The sequence below is a fragment of the Streptomyces sp. NPDC002994 genome, from assembly GCF_040611155.1.
Lineage (GTDB): Bacteria > Actinomycetota > Actinomycetes > Streptomycetales > Streptomycetaceae > Streptomyces.
On the sequence record NZ_JBEXNQ010000026.1, the window covers coordinates 41,248 to 63,715 of the forward strand.

Consider the following 22,468-nt stretch of genomic DNA (forward strand, 5'->3'; position numbering starts at 1 on the left):
GGTAACTGCAACGTGCGCACCCGCCTCCTCCCGCTGCTCCTCGTCCTGCTCGCGGGCATCCTGCTCGCCCTGGGCCTGCCCCTCGCGCTGAGCGTGGCCGCCGCGCAGCAGCAGCGCGTGGTCGTCGACCGGATCGACGACACCGCGCGCTTCGCGGCGCTCGCCCAGTTCGTCACCGAACGCATGGAGAGCGGCCAGGACGAGCGCCGCCGCACACTGGAGACCGAACTCGCCAGCTACAGCGAGGTGTACGGAATCAGGGCGGGCGTCTTCTACCGCGACAAATTCCCGATGGCGAGCGCACCCGAGAACTGGGCCGTTCCCGAGAGCGGCGAGGGACGGGACGCCTTCGAGGAAGCGCTCGGCAAGCGCCGCAGCCACGATCCCCCTCAGGTGTGGCCCTGGCAGGAAGGGCGTCTTGTCGTCGCCTCACCGGTGGTGCGGGACGGCGACGTCGTCGCGGTCGTGGTCACCGATTCGCCGACCGGGCAGATGCGTTCGCGGATCCTGCACGGGTGGCTGCTGATCGCGGCGGGTGAGGTCGCGGCGATGCTGGTCGCGGTGAGCGCCGCGTTCCGGCTGACCGGGTGGGTGCTCAGGCCCGTACGCATCCTGGACGCGGCCACTCACGACATAGCGACGGGGCTGATGAACTCGCGGGTCGCGGTGGCCGGCGGCCCGCCCGAACTCAGGCGTCTCGCCCGCTCGTTCAACGAGATGGCGGACAACGTCGAGGAAGTGCTGGAGCAGCAGCGCGCCTTCGTCGCCGACGCCTCCCACCAGCTGCGCAACCCGCTGGCTGCCCTTCTCCTGCGGATCGAACTCCTCTCCCTCGAACTGCCCGAGGGCAACGAGGAGATCGCCTCCGTCCGCACGGAGGGCAAGCGTCTCGCCCAGGTCCTGGACAGCCTCCTGGGACTCGCGCTCGCCGAGCAGGCCCCCGCCCACCTCCAGATCGTCGACATCGGCGAGCTGGTCACCGAGCGGGCCGCCGCCTGGCGACCCCTGGCGGACGACAAGGGCGTACACCTCACCCGGGAAGGCCCTGCGGCCGTCACCGCCTGGGGAGACCCTGTGACGCTCTCCAGCGCCCTGGACGCGGTGATCGACAACGCCCTGAAGTTCACCCCGGGAGGCGAGGACGTCACGGTCACGGTCGTACCCAACGGCGAGTCCTGCACCATCACCGTCGCCGACGGCGGCCCCGGCCTGACCGACGACGAACTCGCGCGCGTCGGCGACCGCTTCTGGCGCAGCAACCGCCACCAGAACGTCACCGGCTCGGGCCTCGGCCTGTCCATCTCGCGCGCCCTGCTGCTCGCGGGCGGCGGCACCCTCTCGTACGCCCGCAACGAACCCCACGGGCTGCGCGTGACCGTGACGGTCCCGCGCACAGCGCCTACGGCTTGACCGACCGGTAGTAGCGCTGGGCGCCTTCGTGCAGCTCCAGCGGATCCGTGTAGATGGCGGTCCGCAGATCCACCAGCTGGGCCGCGTGCACCTCCCTGCCGATGCTGTCCCGGCTCCCTATGACCGTACGGGTGAGCCCCTCGGTCAGCCGCGCGTCCGCGGTGTCCGTGGTCACCAGAAGATTGGCGACCGCCACCGTCGAAACCGCCTCCCCGTTCTGCGCCTGCGGGTACGCGTCGGCCGGCATCACGGCGGACCGGTAGTGGCGGGCGGGGCCGGCCTCCGCGTGCAGCTCGTCGACCAGATCGCCCAGGGGTACGAGCCGGATGTCGAAGCGCTCCGACAGATTCCTGACGGCGGCGGTCGGCAGGCCACCGGACCAGAAGAAGGCATCGATCGTGCCCTTCTTCAGACGCCCCGGCATGGTGTCGATGCCGATGGACACCGGCGTGATGTCCAGCTCGGGATCGAGACCCGCGGCCTTGAGCAGCCGGTTCGAAATCAGTCGTACGCCGGAGCCGTCCTGTCCCACGGCGACCCGCTTGTTCCGCAGATCGGCCGCTGACCGCACCTTGGAACGCTTCGGAACGACGAGCTGCACGTAGTCGTCGTACAGCCGCGCGCAGGCACGCAGCCGATTCGTTCCCGGGAGGCCGTCCTGCTGGTACTGCGCCACGGCGTCCGCGGTGGCGATGGTGAAATCCGCCTGCCCGTTGACCAGCCGCGCGAGGTTCTGCCGCGAGCCCTCGCTGGTACGCAGTTCCATGCCCACGTCCGGGAGGTCGCGGGCGACCTCCTTGTCCAGGAGCTCGCCGTAGCGCTGGTAGACCCCGGTCGTCACGCCCGTACTGAAGGTGATCTTTCCGCGCGGTGCGGACTCCCCGAGCGGCAGGAGCCACCACAGCAGCAGTCCGGACACCACGAGTGCGGCGACGGCCCCCAGGAGGGCGCGGCGGCGGCTGATGCGGGGGAGGGCCTTGAGCATGCGCGCGATCCTGCCAGTTCACTCCCCTCGACGACCAGGGGGTCCCGGCCCCGTACTCTGGTGTACGAGATGAGCGAGAAGACATACGAGGTGCGCACTTACGGGTGCCAGATGAACGTCCACGACTCCGAGCGGCTTTCGGGCCTCCTGGAGGGCGCGGGATACGTGCGGGCGCCGGAGGGTGCCGACGGTGACGCCGATGTCGTCGTCTTCAACACCTGCGCGGTGCGGGAGAACGCCGACAACAAGCTGTACGGCAACCTCGGCAGGCTCGCCCCGATGAAGACGAAGCGGCCCGGGATGCAGATCGCCGTGGGCGGCTGCCTCGCGCAGAAGGACCGCGACACCATCGTCAAGAAGGCCCCCTGGGTCGACGTGGTCTTCGGTACGCACAACATCGGCAAGCTGCCCGTGCTGCTGGAGCGCGCCCGCGTCCAGGAAGAGGCGCAGGTCGAGATCGCCGAGTCGCTGGAGGCGTTCCCCTCCACGCTGCCGACGCGTCGCGAGAGCGCGTACGCCGCCTGGGTGTCCATCTCCGTCGGGTGCAACAACACCTGCACGTTCTGCATCGTCCCGGCCCTGCGCGGCAAGGAGAAGGACCGCCGGACGGGCGACATCCTCGCCGAGATCGAGGCACTGGTCTCCGAGGGCGTCTCCGAGATCACCCTGCTCGGCCAGAACGTCAACGCGTACGGCTCCGACATCGGTGACCGCGAGGCGTTCTCCAAGCTGCTGCGCGCCTGCGGGAAGATCGAGGGCCTGGAACGCGTCCGCTTCACCTCGCCGCACCCGCGTGACTTCACGGACGACGTGATCGCCGCGATGGCCGAGACGCCGAACGTCATGCCGCAGCTGCACATGCCGCTCCAGTCCGGCTCGGACACCGTGCTCAAGGCGATGCGCCGCTCGTACCGGCAGGACCGCTTCCTCGGCATCATCGAGAAGGTGCGGGCCGCCATGCCGCACGCCGCCATCTCCACCGACATCATCGTGGGCTTCCCCGGCGAGACCGAGGAAGACTTCCTGCAGACGATGCACACCGTCCGCGAGGCGCGCTTCGCGCAGGCCTTCACCTTCCAGTACTCCAAGCGCCCCGGGACCCCGGCCGCCACCATGGAGGACCAGATCCCCAAGGAGGTCGTCCAGGAGCGCTACATGCGTCTGGTCGCCCTTCAGGAGGAGATCTCCTGGGAGGAGAACAAGAAGCAGGTGGGCCGGACCGTGGAGGTCATGGTCGCCGAGGGCGAGGGCCGCAAGGACGGCGCCACGCACCGCCTCTCCGGACGCGCCCCCGACAACCGCCTCGTCCACTTCGCGAAGCCGGACCAGGACGTACGTCCCGGTGACGTGGTGACGGTCGAGATCACCTACGCCGCACCCCACCACCTGCTGGCCGAGGGCCCCGCCAAGGCGGTACGCCGCACTCGCGCGGGCGACGCCTGGGAGAAGCGCACGGCCGAGCCGCAGCAGGGCGCGGGCGTTCTGCTGGGGCTGCCGAAGGTCGGCGTACCGGAGCCGCTGCCGGTGGCCACCGGCGGCTGCTCCGTCCAGTAACCGCGGCCCGGTAACCGCAGCGACCGGTTTCCGCCGGGGCACTAGGCTGCCGGGCATGCTTGTCGCCGCCGCCGTATGCCCCTGCCCGCCCCTGCTGGTCCCCGAGGTCGCCTCCGGTGCCGCCTCGGAACTCGACGCCGTACGGACGGCCTGCGCGGACGCCCTGGGGCTGCTGGCCGCGTCCCGCCCCGACCTGCTCGTCGTGGTCGGCCCCGCAGGACAGGACGGCACCGAAACGTATGCCCAGGGGGCTACTGGAAGCTTCAAGGGCTTCGGCGTGGATTTCGGAGTGTTCCTTGGAACGACGGAAACGCCGCAGGAGAGCTTCCCGGGAAGCGCCGCAGAGCGTGAGCTTCCGCCGTCGCTCTCCGTGGGCGCCTGGCTGCTCTCCCGTACGCAGTGGGCGGACGCCCCTGTAGAAGGGCTCGGAGTCGGTGAACGGCTCGCCGGCGCCCTGTGCGTACAGGAGGGCCGGAAACTCGCCGCACGGGCGGAACGGGTCGCCCTTCTCGTGCTCGGCGACGGCAGCGCCTGCCGGACGCTCAAGGCGCCCGGCTATCTGGACGAACGGGCCGAGGGGTTCGACGCGGCGGCCGCGCGTGCGCTGGGCGCGGCCGACACGGCCGCGCTGACGGCCCTGGACGAGCACCTGGCGTACGAACTCAAGGCGGCGGGCCGGGCGCCCTGGCAGGTCCTGGCGGGCGCCGCGGAGGGCGCCGGTCTCGCCGGACAGCTGCTGTACGAGGACGCCCCCTATGGCGTCGGATACTTCGTCGCCGTCTGGTCCTGAGGGGGCAGCGGAAAGCACGGGACGGAAGCACGGGACGGCCGTGGAGCGATGTGCTCCACGGCCGTCCACCGTTGCTGTCGTTCAGGAGGCCACGTGTCAGCCGGCCGGAGGGGGAGAAGGCGGCGGCGTGGTGCCAGTGCCGGGGCCCCCGGTTCCGCCAGGCCCGTCGTCCTTGTGCGCGATGCGGTCCAGGGCGTGCTTCGCCTTGCCCGTGCCCGACTCGATCTGACTGCTGTACTTGCCCTTGGTCTTGCTGTCGACCGCCTTGGCGGCCTTGCTCAGACCTTGCTCGATCTTGCCCTCGTGCTGCTGCGCGAGCTCCGAGACCTTGTCCTTCGCAGGAGCAAGCTTGGCCTTCAACGAATCCAGGAAGCCCATGGATCACCTTCGCTCTTCGGGGGACTACTTACGGGCGCTCTCTCCAGCCTCATTGTCCGCCGCTTCGTCCGCGGACTGCTGCTTGGGGATCTCCACGTTGTCCCCTGCGTCGGCCTCGGAAACCTCGGCGCCCTTTGCGGCACCGGCTTCCTCAGCTTCCGTCGCGGCGGCCTGCGGAGAGTCGGCCGTCGGAGTGGCGGCCTGCGCCTCCTCGGTTGACGCCTCAACGGCATCCGTGGACTTGCGGCGAAACCATGCAAAAACGCCCATATCTGCTCCATACCTTACTCGTGTGGGCGAAATCCCGCGCCCGACCGGAGCGTCTCATTGCGTCGCCCGGGGGCACCGGTCCGTAAACCGGCGGTCGGAACCTCGCAACAGGCAACGAACCCGGCCGCGTGCCGTCACGTAACTCGTTCGGGGAGGGGGCGTGAGGTTTGCGAGACTGTGCGAGTGAGAACTGCAGCTCCCGCACCGCGGGTCATCGCCGTTGTCGGCCCCACGGCAGCCGGAAAGTCCGATCTGGGCGTCGCCCTCGCCCAGCATTTCGGCGGGGAAGTCGTCAACGCCGACTCCATGCAGCTCTACCGGGGGATGGATATCGGCACCGCCAAACTGACGCCCGCGGAACGCGGCGGCATCCCGCACCACCTCCTCGACATCTGGGACGTGACCGAGGCGGCGAGCGTCGCCGAGTACCAGAAGCTCGCCCGCGCGGAGATCGACCGGCTGCTCGCCGAGGGCCGTACGCCCGTCCTCGTCGGCGGCTCCGGACTGTACGTACGGGGCGCCATCGACGCCCTCGAATTCCCCGGCACCGACCCAGCGGTACGGGCCCGCCTGGAGGATGAGCTGGAGCTGCGCGGCCCGGGCGCGCTCCACGCGCGGCTGGCGGCCGCCGATCCCGACGCGGGGCGCGCGATCCTGCCGAGCAACGGCCGGCGCATCGTCCGCGCCCTCGAAGTGATTGAAATCACCGGGAAGCCTTTCACGGCCAACCTGCCCGGCCCCGACTCGATCTACGACACGGTTCAGATCGGCGTCGACGTAGCCCGCCCCGAGCTCGACGAGCGCATCGCCCTGCGCGTCGACCGCATGTGGGAAGCGGGCCTCGTGGACGAGGTGCGCACCCTCGAAGCGCAGGGCCTCCGGGAGGGGCGTACGGCGGCGCGCGCTCTGGGCTACCAGCAGGTACTGGCCGCGCTGGCGGGGGAATGCACCGAGGAAGAAGCACGCGCCGAGACCGTACGCGCCACCAAGCGTTTCGCCCGTCGCCAGGATTCCTGGTTCCGCCGGGACCCCAGGGTCCACTGGCTGAGCGGCGCGGCACAGGACCGCGCGGAACTCCCGCATCGGGCGCTGGCGTTGGTCGAACGAGCGGTTACAGCCTGATCACGTGATGGCATCGGGACGCTCCGCCCGTCATCCGGGTGCCCGGGCCCGTGCCATCATCAAGCTTCGATCGACCAGTGAGTCCAAGTTGGGAGGGCGTGTGGCGATGGAAGCCGGCCCTCGTGACACAGCACAGGACGAACCGGACCGTTTGAGCCCCGACGGGCCCGACGACCAGGACGGGGCGCCCGGAACCGGGACGGGCCCCGAGGTCGAGGTCGAGCTGCGCCCGCAGCGGCGCCTGCGGATCTGGCAGCTCGCGCCGATCGTGGGACTCGCCGCCATGGGGTCCCTGATGTTCGCCTTCCCCCTCGCCTTCGAGTTCGGCGACGGCGGAGCGGTCGTCGCCATGCTGGGACTGCTCATCAGCTGCTGCGCCGCGGGCTGGGGCATGATGGCCGCCCGCCGCGTGGGGCACACCTGGCCGGGCCTGCCGTCCAGGGAGTCGGGCAAGCGGCCCGACTGGCGGCTGATCGCGCTGTACGTCGTCGTGGGCAGTGGCCTGGTCGCGCTGGCGGTCTGGCGCGTGGCCCGCCTCCGCTGACCGGCTGTCGTACCCGCCCCGTACGATTGACGCCGTGAGTACCTCGCCGATCGCCTTCCTCAAGGGCCACGGGACCGAGAACGACTTCGTGATCGTCCCGGACCCGGGCAACAACATCGACCTGCCCTCGTCCCTCGTCGCGAAACTGTGCGACCGCAGGGCGGGAATCGGCGGCGACGGCCTGCTGCATGTCGTACGGTCCGCCGAGCATCCCGAGGCCCGGCCGATGGCGGACGCGGCCGAGTGGTTCATGGACTACCGCAACGCCGACGGTTCGATCGCCGAGATGTGCGGCAACGGCGTCCGCGTCTTCGCCCGCTACCTCCAGCGCGCGGGCCTCGTCGGCGAGGGTGACCTGGCCGTCGCCACCCGCGGCGGCGTCAAGCAGGTGCACATCGCCAAGGCCGAGGCCGGCGGCGACATCGGCGACACCGGTGACATCACTGTCTCCATGGGCCGCGCGGTTCTCCCGGAGGGCGACGTAACGGTCTCTGTGGGCGACCGCGAATGGCCGGCCCGCCATGTGAACATGGGCAACCCGCACGCCGTCGCCTTCGTCGACGACCTGGACCACGCCGGCGATCTGTTCACCGCCCCGCCCTTCAGCCCCGCCTCCGCCTACCCGCAGGGCGTCAACGTCGAGTTCGTCGTCGACCGCGGCCCGCGCCACGTCGCGATGCGCGTGCACGAGCGCGGCTCGGGCGAGACCCGCTCCTGCGGTACGGGCGCGTGCGCCGTGGCCGTCGCAGCGGCCCGCAGGGACGGCGCGGATCCCGCCGCCACCGGTGAGCCCGTGACGTACACCGTGGACCTCCCCGGCGGGCGACTGGTGATCACCGAGCAGCCGGACGGGGCCGTCGAGATGACCGGGCCCGCCGTGATCGTCGCCGAGGGCACCATCGATCCGGAGTGGATCGCTCCGGCCCGGTAGCACTACGTCTCCCGAGGCCCGTACGACCAGCGGGAAACGGGCATCGCATAGAGCTTCGCTCGAATGGGTGATCCGGTTCACGCTGGGCGGGAGCGGGACTGCGGGGCGTGGTGGGCTCGGTAGCATCAAGCACCGGCCGGGGACGTGGGTCCACCCGTCCACCGCCGGTCGACGCTGCCGGAGGTGCCCCATGAGTGCAGAGGCCGCCAACCCAGGTGCCACCAGCCGCAGGCGTGGCCGCACCAGGCTCGATCTCCGCAGGATCGGCCGCGTCGCACTGCTCGGCCCCACCTCGCGCGACCGGCTGCCCGACGCGATCGGCCACGTCGCGGACGCCCACCGCGCCCACCATCCCGACGCGGACCTCACCATCCTGCGCAGGGCGTACGTACTGGCCGAGTCGTCGCACCGCGGGCAGATGCGCAAGAGCGGCGAGCCGTACATCACGCATCCGCTGGCCGTGACACTGATCCTCGCCGAACTCGGCGCCGAGACCACCACGTTGACCGCGGCGCTCCTGCACGACACCGTCGAGGACACCGATGTGACGCTCGACCAGGTGCGCTCCGAGTTCGGCGAGGAGGTGTGTTTCCTCGTCGACGGTGTGACGAAACTGGAGAAGGTCGACTACGGCGCCGCGGCCGAACCCGAGACCTTCCGCAAGATGCTGGTCGCCACCGGCAACGACGTCCGGGTCATGTCGATCAAGCTCGCCGACCGGCTGCACAACATGCGCACCCTCACCGTGATGCGCCCCGAGAAGCAGGCCCGGATCGCCAGGGTCACCCGCGACGTCCTGATCCCGCTCGCCGAACGGCTCGGCGTACAGGCCCTCAAAACCGAGCTGGAGGACCTGGTCTTCGCGATCCTCCACCCCGAGGAGTACGAGCACACGCGCGCCCTCATCGCGGCGGACGCGACCGCGGGCGACCCGCTGAACGTCATCGCGGAGGAGGTCAGGAAAGTGCTGCGGGAAGCCGGTCTGGCCGCCGAAGTGCTCGTCAGGCCCCGGCACTTCGTCTCGGTGCACCGGGTCAGGCTCAAACGCGGCGAACTGCGCGGCACGGACTTCGGACGGCTGCTGGTGCTCGTCGCGGAGGACGCCGACTGCTACGGCGTACTGGGTGAACTGCACACCTGCTTCACGCCGGTGATCTCCGAGTTCAAGGACTTCATCGCGGCGCCCAAATTCAACCTCTACCAGTCACTGCACACCGCCGTCGCGAGTCCGGACGGCGAGGTTGCCGAAATCCTCATCCGTACGCACCGGATGCACAAGGTGGCGGAGGCGGGAGTCGTCGCCCTCGGCAACCCCTACACGCCGACCGACGGGACGGAGCCCGCCGTCGAAGGGGAGCGCGCCGACCCCACGAGGCCGGGCTGGCTCTCCCGGCTGCTGGAGTGGCAGGAGGCCACACCCGACCCGGACACCTTCTGGACGTCGCTGCGCGCGGACCTCGCCGAGGACCGCGAGATCACCGTGTTCCGCTCGGACGGCGCCGTGCTGGGGCTGCCGGCCGGTGCGAGCTGCGTGGACGCGGCGTACGCCCAGTACGGCGAGGCGGCGCACCGTTGCATCGGCGCGCGGGTCAACGGCCGGCTGGCGACGCTCAGCACGGTGCTCAGCGACGGCGACACGGTGCAGCTGCTCCTCGCCCACGACATCGGCTCGGGGCCCTCGCCCGAGTGGCTCGACCACGCCCGTACGCCCGCCGCGAGGATCGCCATCAGCGGCTGGCTCTCCGCCCATCCGCAGGACGAGGCAACCGCGCCGGGAGGAGCCGGCCGGCCGCCGGAGCCCAGGCCCGGGGGAGGGGCGGCACCGGCCCCCGGCATCGACACGCTGGTGCGCCGGGTCGCCGAGAACGCCGTCGTGGACCTGCCGGACGCGACCGTACGATTCGCGGGCTGCTGTACGCCCGTACCGCCCGACGCCGTCACGGGCTTCGCGGTGCGCGGCGGCGTCGTCACCGTGCACCGCGAGGAGTGCCCGGCGGTGGGCCGGATGCAGGCGCGCGGGCGGGAGCCCGTGGGCGTGCGCTGGCTGGCCACGGGCGACTGCCGGGTCACCCTCGTCGCCGAGTCCTTCGGCCGCCCGCGACTCCTCGCCGACCTCACCGAGGCCATCGCCACCGCGGGAGCGGCGGTCGTCTCGGCCACCGTGGAACCGCCGAGCGAGCAGCGCGTGCGACACACGTACACGCTCCAGCTCCCCGACGCCGCGTTGCTTCCCGCGCTGATGCGCGCGATGCGCGAGGTGCCGGGTGTGTACGACGTGGGCCGCGCCCAGCATCCCGCCGGTGCCTGAGCGAGCAGGAGCCCGGCCGGACCACCGCTGACCGGACCACCGCTTGATCGAACACAGAGCTCTTTCGAGTGGGAGCGTCGCGCGCCGTCACGGCGGCCGGGGAGGGCGCTGATAGCGGTAGATCATGCTGCTCACCTCCCGGCGCCTGCGTGCCGCCCTGCTGGCCGCCGCATCGGCCACCCTCGTCGCCGCGACCGTGCCCGCCCCCGCACCACCCGTCGCGCTCGGCATCGGCGATCCGCTCTTCCCGCACCTGGGGAACCCCGGATACGACGTTCGCGCGTACGACATCTCCTTCACGTACGGCGGAAGCAACAGCAAGCCCCTGGACGCCGTCACGAAGATCGACGCCGTGGCCACGGAGCAGCTCGACCGGGTCAACCTCGACTTCTCGCACGGCACCGTCGCGTCGGTCGAGGTGAACGGCGAGCGGGCGGCGTTCGCGACGGCGGGGGAGGACCTGATCGTCACGCCCGAGGAGCCGGTGTACGAGGGATGGCCGCTGCGGATCACCGTCCGGCACACGAGCCATCCCAGCCCCAAGGAGGGCGCGGACGGCGGCTGGGTGCGTACGCGCGACGGTCTCGCCATGGCCAACCAGGCCGACGCGGCGCACCGCGTGTTCCCGTGCAACGACCATCCCGCGGACAAGGCGTTCTTCACGTTCCGTGTCACCGCTCCGAAGGGCATGACGGCAGTCACCAACGGGCTGCCGGTGGGAAGGGCCGAAAAGGCGGCGGGCGGTGCCACCTGGACGTACCGGACCAGCCATCCCATGGCGACCGAACTCGCGCAGGTCTCTGTCGGCCGGTCGACCGTGGTGCACAGGAGCGGGCCGAAGGGGCTTCCCGTACGCGATGTCGTGCCCACCGCGTACCGCGCGCGGCTCGAACCGTGGCTGAAGAAGACACCCGCGCAGCTCGAATGGATGGAGCGGCAGGTCGGCCGCTATCCCCTCGAGACGTACGGGCTGCTCGTCGCCGACGCGGACACGGGATTCGAGCTGGAGACACAGACGCTGTCGCTCTTCGAACGGTCGCTGTTCACCCGTACCGACCTGCCCGCCTGGTACGTCGAATCGATCATGGTCCACGAACTGGCGCACCAGTGGTTCGGCGACAGCGTCTCGCCGCGCTCCTGGTCCGACCTGTGGCTCAACGAAGGGCACGCCACCTGGTACGAGGCGCGGTACGCCGAGGAACACGCGAAGCAGCCGCTGGAGGACAGGATGCGCCGGGCGTACGCGCAGTCGGACACGTGGCGGGAGCAGGGCGGACCGCCCGCCGCTCCCCGGAGCCCCGACCCGGGGAAGAAGATCAGCCTCTTCAGGCCGGTCGTCTACGACGGCAGCGGGCTCGTGCTGTACGCGCTGCGCCAGGAGATCGGGAAGGACGCGTTCGGACGGCTGCAGCGGCGGTGGGTCAGCGACCACCGGGACTCCACGGCCACGACCGGCGACTTCACGAGCCTCGCGTCGGAGATCGCGGGCCGGGACCTGTCCGGCTTCTTCAAGGAGTGGCTGTACGGCAAGAAGACGCCGGCCATGCCGGGGCACCCGGACTGGCGGAGCGAGGCGGCAGGTAAGGCGGCAGGTAAGGCGGCAGGGAAGCGGGCATAAACCGGAGTGACGGCCCGGGGCGCACCGTGCCACTATCAACGGGTCGTCGGCGCTGCCGGGACGGGGGACCTCCGGACACTTCGGGAATCTTCCGCCCACGTCACGCGTTGTGACTAACGTAACCGACTTTTCTATCGACGTAAGGATCCAATGACCTCCTCTTCTTCCGCTTCCAAGGACGCACAGAGCTTCACGGAGAACGTGACCGAGAGCCTTCGGGCCGATGCCCTGATGGAAGAGGACGTCGCCTGGAGCTACGAAGTCGACGAGGAGCGGGACGGCGACCAGTTCGAGCGCTCCGACCGTGCCGCGCTGCGACGCGTGGCCGGCCTCTCCACCGAGCTCGAAGACGTCACCGAGGTCGAGTACCGGCAGCTGCGCCTGGAGCGTGTGGTGCTGGTCGGTGTCTGGACCTCGGGAACCGTGCTCGACGCTGAGAACTCGCTGGCCGAGCTGGCGGCTCTCGCGGAGACCGCGGGCGCCCTCGTGCTCGACGGCGTCATCCAGCGCCGTGACAAGCCGGACCCGGCCACGTACATCGGCTCGGGCAAGGCCATCGAACTCCGCGACATCGTGCTCGAGACCGGGGCCGACACCGTCGTCTGCGACGGTGAGCTCAGTCCCGGCCAGCTCATCCACCTCGAAGACGTCGTCAAGGTCAAGGTGGTCGACCGCACCGCCCTGATCCTGGACATCTTCGCCCAGCACGCCAAGTCCCGCGAGGGCAAGGCCCAGGTCGCGCTGGCGCAGATGCAGTACATGCTGCCGCGACTGCGCGGCTGGGGTCAGTCGCTGTCCCGGCAGATGGGCGGCGCCGGTTCCGGTGGTGGCGGCGGTATGGCCACCCGTGGTCCCGGTGAGACCAAGATCGAGACCGACCGGCGACGGATCCGCGAGAAGATGGCGAAGATGCGCCGGGAGATCGCGGAGATGAAGACCGGCCGCGACATCAAGCGCCAGGAGCGCAAGCGCAACCAGGTGCCTTCGGTCGCGATCGCCGGATACACCAACGCCGGTAAGTCCTCGCTGCTCAACCGCCTCACGGGCGCGGGCGTGCTGGTGGAGAACGCACTGTTCGCCACCCTCGACCCGACCGTCCGCCGCGCGGAAACGCCGAGCGGACGGGTCTACACGCTCGCCGACACCGTCGGATTCGTCCGGCACCTGCCGCACCACCTCGTCGAGGCGTTCCGCTCCACGATGGAGGAGGTCGGCGAGTCCGACCTGATCCTGCACGTGGTGGACGGTTCGCACCCGGCGCCGGAGGAGCAGCTGGCGGCCGTACGCGAAGTGATCCGCGACGTCGGCGCGCTGAACGTGCGCGAGATCGTGGTTATCAACAAAGCGGACGCGGCGGACCCGGTCGTGCTGCAGCGGCTGCTGCGGATCGAACGCCACGCGATCGCGGTGTCGGCCCGTACGGGCGCGGGCATGGCGGAGCTGCTGGCGCTCATTGACTCGGAGCTGCCCCGGCCCGAGGTCGAGATCGAGGCTCTCGTGCCGTACACGCACGGCGGGCTGGTCTCGCGGGCACACGCCGACGGCGAGGTGATCTCCGAGGAGCACACCGGGGAAGGCACGCTGATCAGGGTGCGCGTGCACGAGGAGCTGGCGGCGGACCTGGCGCCGTACGTCCCGGCGACTCGCTAGTACGGGAAAGCGATACCGAAGGCCCGCCCCTCACGACGAGGGAGCGGGCCTTCGGGCTGTGCGGCGGCGTGTGCGCTCCGCGGTGGCTACTTGCTGCCGTACTTCTCGCTCATCGTCGTGAAGATCCGCTCAGCACCCTTGTCCAGGCGCGGGCCCGCCAGCCAGCCCGAAGTCACCGGGCCGATCGAGGTGTTGGAGACGAGCGCCAACTTGCCGTCCGGCTGCGTGGCGAACCAGCCGCCGCCGGAGGAACCGCCGGTCATGGTGCAGCCGATGCGGTGCATCGTGGGCGTACCGGGGCTGATCGACAGGCGGGTCGGACGGTCCACGCACTTGTGCATGATCAGGCCGTTGTACGGGGGCGCGGCCGGGTAGCCCCAGGCGCCCATCGCGTCGATGCTCGTGGTGTCGGAGGCGCTGAAGCTGACCGGCAGGGCGTTGCCCACGGTCTCCTCGAGCGACTTGCCGCCGTTCTCGGGCTTCACGTGCATGACGGCGTAGTCGTACGGAGCGCCCGCGCCGCCCGTCGGGCCGCCGTCCCGGATCCACTCGCCCGAGGTCGAGACCCAGTCGGCCCAGTAGACGCCGTACGGGGAGATCTCCCGCTGCTGGGCGTTCTCCAGGGCGGCCGCCGACTTGCCCAGGTCGTTGTAGGCGGGAACGAAGGCGATGTTGCGGTACCAGCCGCCGGCCTGACCCGCGTGCACACAATGGCCGGCCGTCCACACCAGGTTGGACTTGCCGGGGTTCTCCGGGTCCTTGACGACGGTCGCGGAGCAGACCATCGAGCCTTCGGGGGAGTCGAAGAAGACCTTGCCGACGGGCGCCGCGTGGTCGTGGTACGGGGTCTTCTCCCGCTCGGCCTCGACCGGACGCGGCTCAGGGTCGGACACGCCCTGCCCGCCGGATGTGCCGGCAGTGGCCATCGTCTTGGCCGGGGCCTTCGCCGTTTTCATCCGTTCGGGTTTCCACAGGCCCTCGATGACCGGGTTGACGTAGTCCTCGGCCTTGCGCAGCCAGTCCTTCTTGTCCCAGTCCTTCCAGCCGCCGTCCCTCCACTTGTCGACGTCGACTCCGTGCTCCTTGAGCTTGTCGGCGAGGTCGGCGGGAAGGGCGGCTTCCGCGCCCCCGGCGGGTGCGGAAGCGCTGGGCCTGTCGGCCGCCTCGCCGGCGGCTTGTTCCTCGCCGGGGCCACACGCGGTGGCCGTCAGAGCGAGAGCCGCCACGGTTGCGGTGGCGGCGAGCAACGGACGTATGGAGCGCATGGAAACCATTCCCCCTGTAGTTCAGGTCAGGGGCCCCCGGCACACCCGCCGAGGGCCCCTGACCAGCATTCACTGAACGACTGCACCTACTGGTTGGCGAACTTTCCGCTCACCGCGTCGTAGATTCCCTTGGCTTCCGTGCCCAGGCGCGGCCCGGCCAGCCAGCCGGCCGTCACCGGGCCGATCGAGGTGTTGGAGACCAGCGCGGGCTTGCCGTCCTGGCCGAGGGCCGTCCAGCCACCGCCGGAGGAACCACCCGTCATGGTGCAGCCGATGCGGTACATCGTCGGCTCACCGGCCTTGATGGACAGGCGTCCCGGCTTGTCGGCGCACTGGTACTGCTTCTGGCCGTCGAAGGGCGGGGCGGCCGGGTAACCCGTCGCCGTCATGCTCGAGATCTCAGGTGTGGCCGGCGCGTTGAACTCCACCGGAAGAGCCGAACCGACTGTCTCCTCAAGCGACTTGCCGTCGCCCTTGCCCTTCTCCGGGGTGACGTGCAGCACCGCGTAGTCGTACGGAGCGCCTTCGCCGCCGGTCGGGCCGCCCTGGGCGATCCACTGCTCGGACGTCTGTGCCCAGTCGCCCCACCACACGCCGTGCGGCATGATTTCCTTCTCGTTCTTCGGCGCGCCGTCGAGCTCCTTGGCCGACTTGCCGGTGTCGTTGTACGACGGGACGAAGGCGATGTTGCGGTACCAGCCGCCCTTCTTGCCGGCGTGCACACAGTGGCCGGCCGTCCACACCATGTTGGACTTGCCGGGATGCGCCGGGTCCTTGATGACGGTCGCGGAGCAGACCATCGAACCCTGGGGACCGTCGAAGAAGAGCTTCCCGGCCTCGGGAGTGCTCGTCGTGTACGGGGTCTTGACGGGCTGTGCCTGGACCGGCGCGGGCGTCGGGTCGGTGACACCCTCGTCACCGGAAATGTCGTTGTCCACCGGCTTGTCGGGCTGCTCCGCGTCCCGCATCCGGTCCGGGTCCCAGAGGTCCTCGATGATCGGGTTGATGTAGTCCTCGGCCTCGCGGAGCCAGTCGTCCCTGCTCCAGTCCTTCCAGGCGCCGCCCTTCCACTTGTCCAGATCGACGCCGTGCTCCTTGAGCCGGTCCTTCAGGTCGTCGGGGATGACGATCTTGCCGTCGGCGGCCTGGCTGGTGCCGGCACTCGGATCGCCGCTCGCGTTGTCCTGCTCGCTCGGACCGCAGCCTGTCGCGGTCAGGGCGAGGACGGCGGCAAGGCCGACAGCGGCGAATACAGGGGAGGTTCGGCGACGCGCGCTCCTCCCGCCACGTGTTGCGATGGTCGGGCGAATGGGTCGCATGCTTGATCCCCCTGGGACTTCGAAATCTTCTTCAGCGAACTCTGCGAACTCTGCGAACGATGCACACATCGCGCACCCCGACGGCGGAGCTCCGGGCCGGAGTGCGGTCCCCACTATGCCGGTGCCGATGGGGACGGCGCGCGGCAGGGCCGCGGTTCCCCCGACGTAAGGATCTTCTTATTGCCCGTGATCCCCCGGCGCCACCGTCGTTGGTACGTACGGGGGACGCAGGGTCGGCGTTCAGCCCTAATGGGCACGCACTTGGAGACAACTGCGCACGACGGAAGCTTCACTGCGGGAGGACCAAGAGACGTGGCCGTGACCGAACCTGCCGCTGCGGTGCTGACGACCGCGCACGAAGGGATCCTGCGGCGCCAGTCGCTGCGCGAGTCCTCCGCCCGTACGTACGCGCGGTCGCTGCCCATCGTTCCCGTACGCGCGCGGGGGCTGACGATCGAGGGAGCGGACGGGCGCCGTTACCTCGACTGCCTCTCGGGGGCGGGGACCCTGGCTCTCGGGCACAACCACCCCGTGGTCCTGGAGGCCATCAAGAAGGTGCTCGACTCCGGCGCCCCGCTCCATGTGCTGGACCTCGCGACCCCCGTGAAGGACGCGTTCATCACCGAGCTTTTCGCGACGCTGCCACGTGGACTCGCCGACAACGCGCGGGTGCAGTTCTGCGGCCCGGCGGGTACGGACGCGGTCGAGGCCGCGCTCAAACTCGTACGCACGGCCACCGGACGCAGCGGACTGCTGTCCTTCACCGGGGCGTACCACGGCATGACGGCGGGCGCCCTCGACGCGTCGGGCGGTGCGCAGGACGTACGGGTGACGCGCCTGCCCTATCCGTACGACTACCGCTGCCCCTTCGGGGTGGGCGGCGAACGCGGCGCCGAACTCTCCGCCCGCTGGACCGAGAACCTCCTCGACGACCCCAAGAGCGGGGTGGCGGCCCCGGCCGGGATGATCCTCGAACCCGTGCAGGGGGAGGGCGGCGTCATCCCCGCGCCGGACGACTGGATGCGCCGGATGCGCCGGATCACGGCGGACCGCTCCATCCCGCTCATCGCGGACGAGGTGCAGACCGGAGTCGGCAGGACCGGCACCTTCTGGGCGGTCGAGCACAGTGGCGTCGTGCCCGATGTGATGGTCCTGTCCAAGGCCATCGGCGGCAGCCTCCCGCTGGCCGTCGTGGTCTACCGGGCAGACCTCGACGCCTGGGAGCCGGGCGCTCACGCCGGTACGTTCCGCGGCAACCAGCTCGCCATGGCGGCGGGCGCCGCCACCCTGGCGTACGTACGCGAGAACCGGCTCGCCGAGCGCGCCGGCGTGCTCGGCGCACGCATGATGGGCCAGTTGCAGGGGCTGGCCGCCGATCACCCCTGCATCGGGAACGTACGCGGCCGGGGGCTGATGATCGGCGTGGAGCTCGTCGACCCCGACGCCGATCCGGACGCGGACGGCCGTACGTCCACGGGCGCGCCCCCGGCGGCGCCCGCTCTGGCCGCCGCCGTCCAGCAGGAGTGTCTGGAGCGCGGACTCATCGTCGAGCTCGGCGGGCGGCACTCCGGCGTCGTACGTCTGCTGCCTCCTCTCACCCTCACTGATGAACAGGCCTCGGCGGTCCTCGACCGTCTGGCCGACGCGCTGTCGGCCGCCGAGCGCTCTTCGTACCACCGGCCACAGACCGGGCTGTCGAACTGACCCCGGACCTCGTCCCAAGGAAGACCCCCGTGAACTCCACTCCCGCACCCGATGCGTCCGAGGCCGAAGACCGTCCCACCGCCCACGACCGAGGACAGGGCGGTCCGCACGGCCGTCTCGTGGTCGACGAGGCCAAGGTGCCCCGGCAGAAGGGCAGCACCCACGGGGAGCCGCGCACGCCGGGGCCAGGCGCACGCCCGCAGGCAGCGGGCACGGCCGCGGACCTTCTCGACCACCCCGACCCGCACACGGCGGCAGAGGCGGCAGCCGTCGAAAACCTGCTGCGCTGCTGGGTCCGGGAGAACGACCTCACCCGGCCACTGGGCCCCACCCTGCGCATCCCGCTCGACGCCAGCGGCACCGCGCTGCTCGTCCCCGTCCGCTACTGGTCGGCCACCGGATGGCACCGCTTCGGCATGCCGGCGCTGGAAGGCGGACCGCAGGGCGCTCCTTCCGCCGACGCCGTCACGGTCGCCGCCCTCCTCGGCCGCGAGGCCGGCCAGCGCGAAGGCGCGGACCTGGTCGGCCGGGTCGCCGACTCGGTGCGGCGCACCGCCGCGTTCATCGCAGAGCGGCGCCGGCACCCCGGCCCGGCCGCAGAGGCCGACCTGTTCCTCAGTGCGGAACAGTCCCTTCTCCTCGGGCACCCGCTGCACCCGACGCCCAAGAGCCGAGAGGGCCTCTCCGAGGCCGAGGCGCTCCTGTACTCACCCGAGTTGCACGGCTCCTTTCCGCTGCACTGGATGGCTGTCGACCGGTCCGTACTGGCCGAGGACTCGGCCTGGACCGAACGAGGCCGCGCTGTCTCCGTCGAGCAGCTCGTCGTCCGACTGGCCGAAGGCCTCCCGCTGCCCGACCACTCGGTGCCCTTGCCCCTCCACCCCTGGCAGGCCCGCGAGCTCACGCACCGGCCTGCCGTCGCGGCGCTCCTGGAGCAGGGTCTCCTCCACGACCTTGGCCCACACGGCGCCCCGTGGCACCCCACCTCCTCCGTCCGTACCGTGCACCGCCCCGGTTCGCCCGCCATGCTCAAGCTCTCGCTCGGCGTACGCATCACCAACTCCCGTCGTGAAAACCTCCGCAAGGAACTCCACCGCGGCGTCGAAGTCCACCGGCTGCTGCGCGGCGGGCTGGCCGAGGAATGGCAGTCCGCCCACCCCGGCTTCGACATCGTCCGCGACCCGGCATGGCTCGCCGTGGACACGACCGACGGCGAACCGATCCCCGGCCTCGACGCCCTGCTGCGCCACAACCCGTTCGGCCCCGGCGACGACGCCGTCTGCATCGCCGGCCTCACCGCCCCGCGCCCCTGGCCGGGCCGCACCGGGATGCACTCCCGCCTCGCCGAAGTCGTCGCCCGGCTCGCCGCCCGGACCGGCCGGCCCACCGGAGCAGTCGCCGCCGAGTGGTTCCTGCGCTACCTCGACCACGTCGTACGCCCGGTGCTCTGGCTGGACGGCACAGCAGGGGTAGCGCTGGAGGCCCATCAGCAGAACACCCTGGTCCTCCTCGCCCCCGACGGCTGGCCCGTCGGCGGCCGCTACCGCGACAACCAGGGCTACTACTTCCGCGAATCCCACCGCGCCGAACTCGAACGCCGCCTTCCCGGCATCGGCGCCACCAGCGACACCTTCGTCCCCGACGACGTCACCGACGAACGCTTCGCCTATTACCTCGGCATCAACAACGTCTTCGGCCTGATCGGGGCGTTCGGGGCCCAGCGGCTGGCCGACGAGCGCGTTCTGATCGCCGCCTTGCGACAGTTCCTCGCGAAGAACAGCGCCCTCGGCTCCTCGCTTCCCGCCCAACTCCTGGAGAGCCCCAGCCTCCGCTGCAAGGCCAACCTGCTCACCCGGCTGCACGGCCTCGACGAACTCGAAGGCCCGGTCGACACCCAGTCCGTCTACGTCACCATCGCCAACCCCCTTCGTACCTGAAGGAACATGCCCCAACCGAACTGCTGAGAGGAGCGTCGCCGTGCCTCCCGCCGATGCGAGCACCGACGCAGGAACCAACTCCGCTCCCCGCGCCGGATCCAGCACCGAGGACACCCTCGACCTGCGGCTCACCGAAGAGCTCATCGCGCTCTTCGGTGACGACGGCCCGGTGAGCGGCCCCCGCGCCGTCGGCGACGACCTCCTCGACACCCCCGCCGACTGGGGTCCCGTGACTACCTCCGGCGGCGTCTTCCAGCTCGTTCCCGTACGCATCGAGCGGGACCTGCCGCTCATCAGCAGGTGGATGAACGATCCGGCTGTCGCCGCCTTCTGGGAGCTGGCGGGTCCGCAAGAGGTCACCGCCGCCCACCTGCGGACCCAGCTCGACGGCGACGGCCGCAGCGCACCCTGCCTCGGCGTACTGGCCGGCGTACCCATGAGCTACTGGGAGATCTACCGCGCCGACCTCGACCCGCTGGCCCGCCACTACCCGGCCCGCCCGCACGACACCGGCATCCATCTCCTCGTCGGCGGTGTCGCCGACCGCGGCCGCGGCCTCGGCACCACCCTCCTGCGAGCCGTCGCCGACCTCGTACTCGACAGGCGTCCCCTCTGCGCACGCGTCGTCGCCGAACCGGACATGCGCAACACCCCCTCCGTCTCCGCCTTCCTCCGGGCCGGCTTCCGCTTCTCAGCCGAACTCGACCTCCCCGACAAGCGAGCCGCGCTCATGGTCCGCGACCGCGCCCTGCGAAACCTGCTGTGAACAACCCGCTACTTCTCATACACCGCTCGCCCCGAATAGGTTCCACCTCGAGGAGTCCCCGTGCCGAAGCCCGCTGTCGCCCATGACTTCGAGGACCCGCTCCCGCTGCCGACTCCACCCGAACTGAAACCGGGCACCTGGGACCTGGCAGCCCGCCGCCTCCTCGCCAAGATGCTCGGTGAGTTCGCGTACGAGGAGATCATCGAGCCCGTGCCGCCGCCCGCCGGCGACCGTCACACCCTCCCGCTCGACGACGGCGGCACGCTCTCCTTCCGGGCGGTTCGCGGCGCCTACGGCAGCTGGCGCGTGAATCCGGCATCGATCGAACTGCACGAGCGCGACGCCGACGCACAAGTGCACGCCGACGCCACCGCCGAAGGCCGCCCCTTCGGCGACCCCCTCCGCTTTGTCGTCCTCGCCCGCCGCCTCCTCGGCCTCGACGGAGCCACCCTCGGCCACCTCATCCGCGAGCTGAGCGCCACCCTGGCCGCCGACGCCCGCCTCGATCACGCCGCCGTGTCCGCCGCGCACCTCGCCGACCTCGGGTACGCGGAACTCGAAGGGCACCAGACCGGCCACCCCTGGCTCGTCCTCAACAAGGGCCGCCTCGGCTTCTCCGCCACCGACACCGCCCGCTGGGCCCCCGAAGCCCGTACACCGGCCACGCTTCCCTGGATCGCGGTCAGCACCGAGCTCGCGGGCTACCGCGGAGTCCCCTTACTGGCCACGCCCGAGCGCCTCTACGCACGCGAACTCGACGTCCCCACCCGCGAGTCGTTCGCTGCCGCGCTCCTCGCCCGCGGCCTGGACCCCGAGCGGTACCTCTATCTGCCCGTGCACCCCTGGCAGTGGGACGAAGTGGTCCTGCCGCTCTTCGCCCCCGCCGTCGCCCAGGGCGCCATCGTGCCGCTCCCCACGGACGGCGACGTACGGCTGCCGCAGCAGTCCATCCGTACGTTCCTCAATACGAGCCGTCCCGACCGGCATACGGTGAAGCTGCCGCTCGCCGTCCTCAACACGCTCGTCTGGCGAGGACTGCCCACCGAGCGCACCCTGGCGGCGCCCGCCGTCACCGCCTGGGTGCACGGACTGCGGGACGCCGACCCCTTCCTGCGGGACGAGTGCGGGGTGATCCTCCTCGGCGAGGTCGCATCCGTCGCCGTCGAGCACCCCCTGTACGACGGTCTCCCGGAGGTCCCGTACCAGTACCGAGAGCTCCTCGGAGCGATCTGGCGCGAGCCGCTCACGGGCAGGCTGGCCCCCGGAGAGCGCGCCCGCACGCTGGCATCCCTGCTGCACACGGACCCCGAAGGGCGGGCCTTCACCGCGGAACTCGTCACCCGCTCCGGCCTCGCGCCCACCGCATGGCTCCGACGGCTCTTCACCGCGCTGCTGCCCCCGCTGCTGCACTTCCTGTACCGCTACGGCACTGTCTTCTCCCCGCACGGCGAGAACGCCATCGTTGTCTTCGACGACCACGACATCCCGGTGCGTCTGGCGATCAAGGACTTCGTCGACGACGTGAACGTGAGCGCGCAGAGACTGCCCGAGCACGACTCCATGCCCGACGACGTGCGCGAGGTCCTGCTGACCGAGCCTCCCGCCTTTCTCACACAGTTCATCCATTCCGGCCTGTTCGTCGGTGTGTTCCGCTATCTGGCGCCCCTGTGCGAAGATCAACTGGGCGTTCCAGAGAATGAGTTCTGGTCACTCGTACGGGCTGAAATCCTGCGGCACCAGGCCCGCTTCCCGGAGCTCAAGGACCGGTACGAGATCTTCGACCTGCTCACCCCGCGGATCGAGCGCCTGTGCCTGAACCGCAATCGTCTGCACCTCGACGGCTATCGCGACCGCCCCAGCCGCCCGCACGCCGCGGTGCACGGCACTGTCCCCAACCCGCTCCACCTGTCCTGATGC

18 protein-coding genes are annotated in these 22,468 nt (G+C 70.7%); 13 read left to right on the forward strand and 5 right to left on the reverse strand.

All coding sequences use genetic code 11. The features are described 5' to 3' along the window. Window positions 1-12 precede the first annotated feature (12 nt). The gene (locus tag ABZX79_RS29115) at window positions 13-1,410 is read left to right on the forward strand and encodes a HAMP domain-containing sensor histidine kinase (protein WP_355264018.1); all 1,398 of its coding nucleotides are present in this window, start codon (window positions 13-15) and stop codon (window positions 1,408-1,410) included. On the opposite strand, the gene ABZX79_RS29120 is transcribed toward ABZX79_RS29115, so the two are convergent. Further along, window positions 1,400-2,395 carry a TAXI family TRAP transporter solute-binding subunit gene (locus ABZX79_RS29120; protein ID WP_355264021.1) on the reverse strand — a complete coding sequence of 332 codons (996 nt, stop codon included), beginning with the start codon at window positions 2,393-2,395 and terminating at the stop codon, window positions 1,400-1,402. The genes ABZX79_RS29115 and ABZX79_RS29120 overlap by 11 nt on opposite strands. 69 nt (window positions 2,396-2,464) lie before the next feature. Here ABZX79_RS29120 and miaB point away from each other — a divergent pair, with 69 nt between their 5' ends. Further along, on the forward strand, window positions 2,465-3,949 hold the full coding sequence (gene miaB / locus ABZX79_RS29125; RefSeq protein WP_355264024.1) for a tRNA (N6-isopentenyl adenosine(37)-C2)-methylthiotransferase MiaB: 1,485 nt from the start codon (window positions 2,465-2,467) through the stop codon (window positions 3,947-3,949). Between the two features lie 55 nt (window positions 3,950-4,004). After that, the gene (locus tag ABZX79_RS29130) at window positions 4,005-4,739 is read left to right on the forward strand and encodes a class III extradiol dioxygenase subunit B-like domain-containing protein (RefSeq protein ID WP_355264027.1); all 735 of its coding nucleotides are present in this window, start codon (window positions 4,005-4,007) and stop codon (window positions 4,737-4,739) included. A 96-nt stretch (window positions 4,740-4,835) separates the two neighbouring features. On the opposite strand, the gene ABZX79_RS29135 is transcribed toward ABZX79_RS29130, so the two are convergent. Beyond that, window positions 4,836-5,117, reverse strand: a complete 282-nt coding sequence (locus ABZX79_RS29135) for an antitoxin (protein ID WP_355264030.1) — start codon at window positions 5,115-5,117, stop codon at window positions 4,836-4,838. 24 nt (window positions 5,118-5,141) lie between these two features. Beyond that, on the reverse strand, window positions 5,142-5,387 hold the full coding sequence (locus ABZX79_RS29140) for a hypothetical protein (protein WP_355264033.1): 246 nt from the start codon (window positions 5,385-5,387) through the stop codon (window positions 5,142-5,144). 183 nt (window positions 5,388-5,570) lie between these two features. Here ABZX79_RS29140 and miaA point away from each other — a divergent pair, with 183 nt between their 5' ends. The 6 genes from miaA to hflX all read left to right on the forward strand — a co-directional run bounded on the left by miaA (window position 5,571) and on the right by hflX (window position 13,560). Further along, window positions 5,571-6,509, forward strand: a complete 939-nt coding sequence (gene miaA / locus ABZX79_RS29145; RefSeq protein WP_355264036.1) for a tRNA (adenosine(37)-N6)-dimethylallyltransferase MiaA — start codon at window positions 5,571-5,573, stop codon at window positions 6,507-6,509. 106 nt (window positions 6,510-6,615) lie between these two features. Further along, a complete protein-coding gene (locus ABZX79_RS29150) occupies window positions 6,616-7,053 on the forward strand; it encodes a hypothetical protein (RefSeq protein ID WP_214973139.1) in 438 nt (145 codons plus the stop codon). A gap of 34 nt (window positions 7,054-7,087) precedes the next feature. Continuing rightward, window positions 7,088-7,984 (forward strand): diaminopimelate epimerase, encoded by an 897-nt coding sequence (dapF, locus tag ABZX79_RS29155; protein WP_355264039.1) that lies wholly within the window; start codon window positions 7,088-7,090, stop codon window positions 7,982-7,984. A gap of 190 nt (window positions 7,985-8,174) precedes the next feature. Continuing rightward, window positions 8,175-10,292 carry an HD domain-containing protein gene (locus ABZX79_RS29160; RefSeq protein WP_355264042.1) on the forward strand — a complete coding sequence of 706 codons (2,118 nt, stop codon included), beginning with the start codon at window positions 8,175-8,177 and terminating at the stop codon, window positions 10,290-10,292. Window positions 10,293-10,416: 124 nt separating this feature from the next. Beyond that, window positions 10,417-11,910 carry a M1 family metallopeptidase gene (locus ABZX79_RS29165; RefSeq protein WP_355264045.1) on the forward strand — a complete coding sequence of 498 codons (1,494 nt, stop codon included), beginning with the start codon at window positions 10,417-10,419 and terminating at the stop codon, window positions 11,908-11,910. A 150-nt stretch (window positions 11,911-12,060) separates the two neighbouring features. Further along, on the forward strand, window positions 12,061-13,560 hold the full coding sequence (hflX, locus tag ABZX79_RS29170) for a GTPase HflX (protein WP_355264048.1): 1,500 nt from the start codon (window positions 12,061-12,063) through the stop codon (window positions 13,558-13,560). A gap of 86 nt (window positions 13,561-13,646) precedes the next feature. Here the strand turns inward: hflX and ABZX79_RS29175 are convergent, their stop codons facing one another. Continuing rightward, entirely contained in the window at window positions 13,647-14,825 is a 1,179-nt protein-coding gene (locus ABZX79_RS29175) for a hypothetical protein (RefSeq protein WP_355264051.1), read from the reverse strand. 86 nt (window positions 14,826-14,911) lie between these two features. After that, window positions 14,912-16,144 carry a hypothetical protein gene (locus ABZX79_RS29180; RefSeq protein ID WP_355264054.1) on the reverse strand — a complete coding sequence of 411 codons (1,233 nt, stop codon included), beginning with the start codon at window positions 16,142-16,144 and terminating at the stop codon, window positions 14,912-14,914. 312 nt (window positions 16,145-16,456) lie between these two features. Here ABZX79_RS29180 and ABZX79_RS29185 point away from each other — a divergent pair, with 312 nt between their 5' ends. The 4 genes from ABZX79_RS29185 to ABZX79_RS29200 are packed head-to-tail and all read left to right on the forward strand — an operon-like array spanning window position 16,457 to window position 22,465. Further along, window positions 16,457-17,848 carry a diaminobutyrate--2-oxoglutarate transaminase gene (locus ABZX79_RS29185; RefSeq protein WP_355264057.1) on the forward strand — a complete coding sequence of 464 codons (1,392 nt, stop codon included), beginning with the start codon at window positions 16,457-16,459 and terminating at the stop codon, window positions 17,846-17,848. Window positions 17,849-17,877: 29 nt separating this feature from the next. Then, on the forward strand, window positions 17,878-19,785 hold the full coding sequence (locus ABZX79_RS29190) for an IucA/IucC family protein (protein ID WP_355264060.1): 1,908 nt from the start codon (window positions 17,878-17,880) through the stop codon (window positions 19,783-19,785). Window positions 19,786-19,825: 40 nt separating this feature from the next. Beyond that, the gene (locus tag ABZX79_RS29195; protein WP_355264063.1) at window positions 19,826-20,551 is read left to right on the forward strand and encodes a GNAT family N-acetyltransferase; all 726 of its coding nucleotides are present in this window, start codon (window positions 19,826-19,828) and stop codon (window positions 20,549-20,551) included. Between the two features lie 60 nt (window positions 20,552-20,611). After that, window positions 20,612-22,465, forward strand: coding sequence for an IucA/IucC family siderophore biosynthesis protein (locus ABZX79_RS29200; RefSeq protein WP_355264066.1), 1,854 nt, complete (start codon window positions 20,612-20,614; stop codon window positions 22,463-22,465). Window positions 22,466-22,468: the final 3 nt, after the last annotated feature.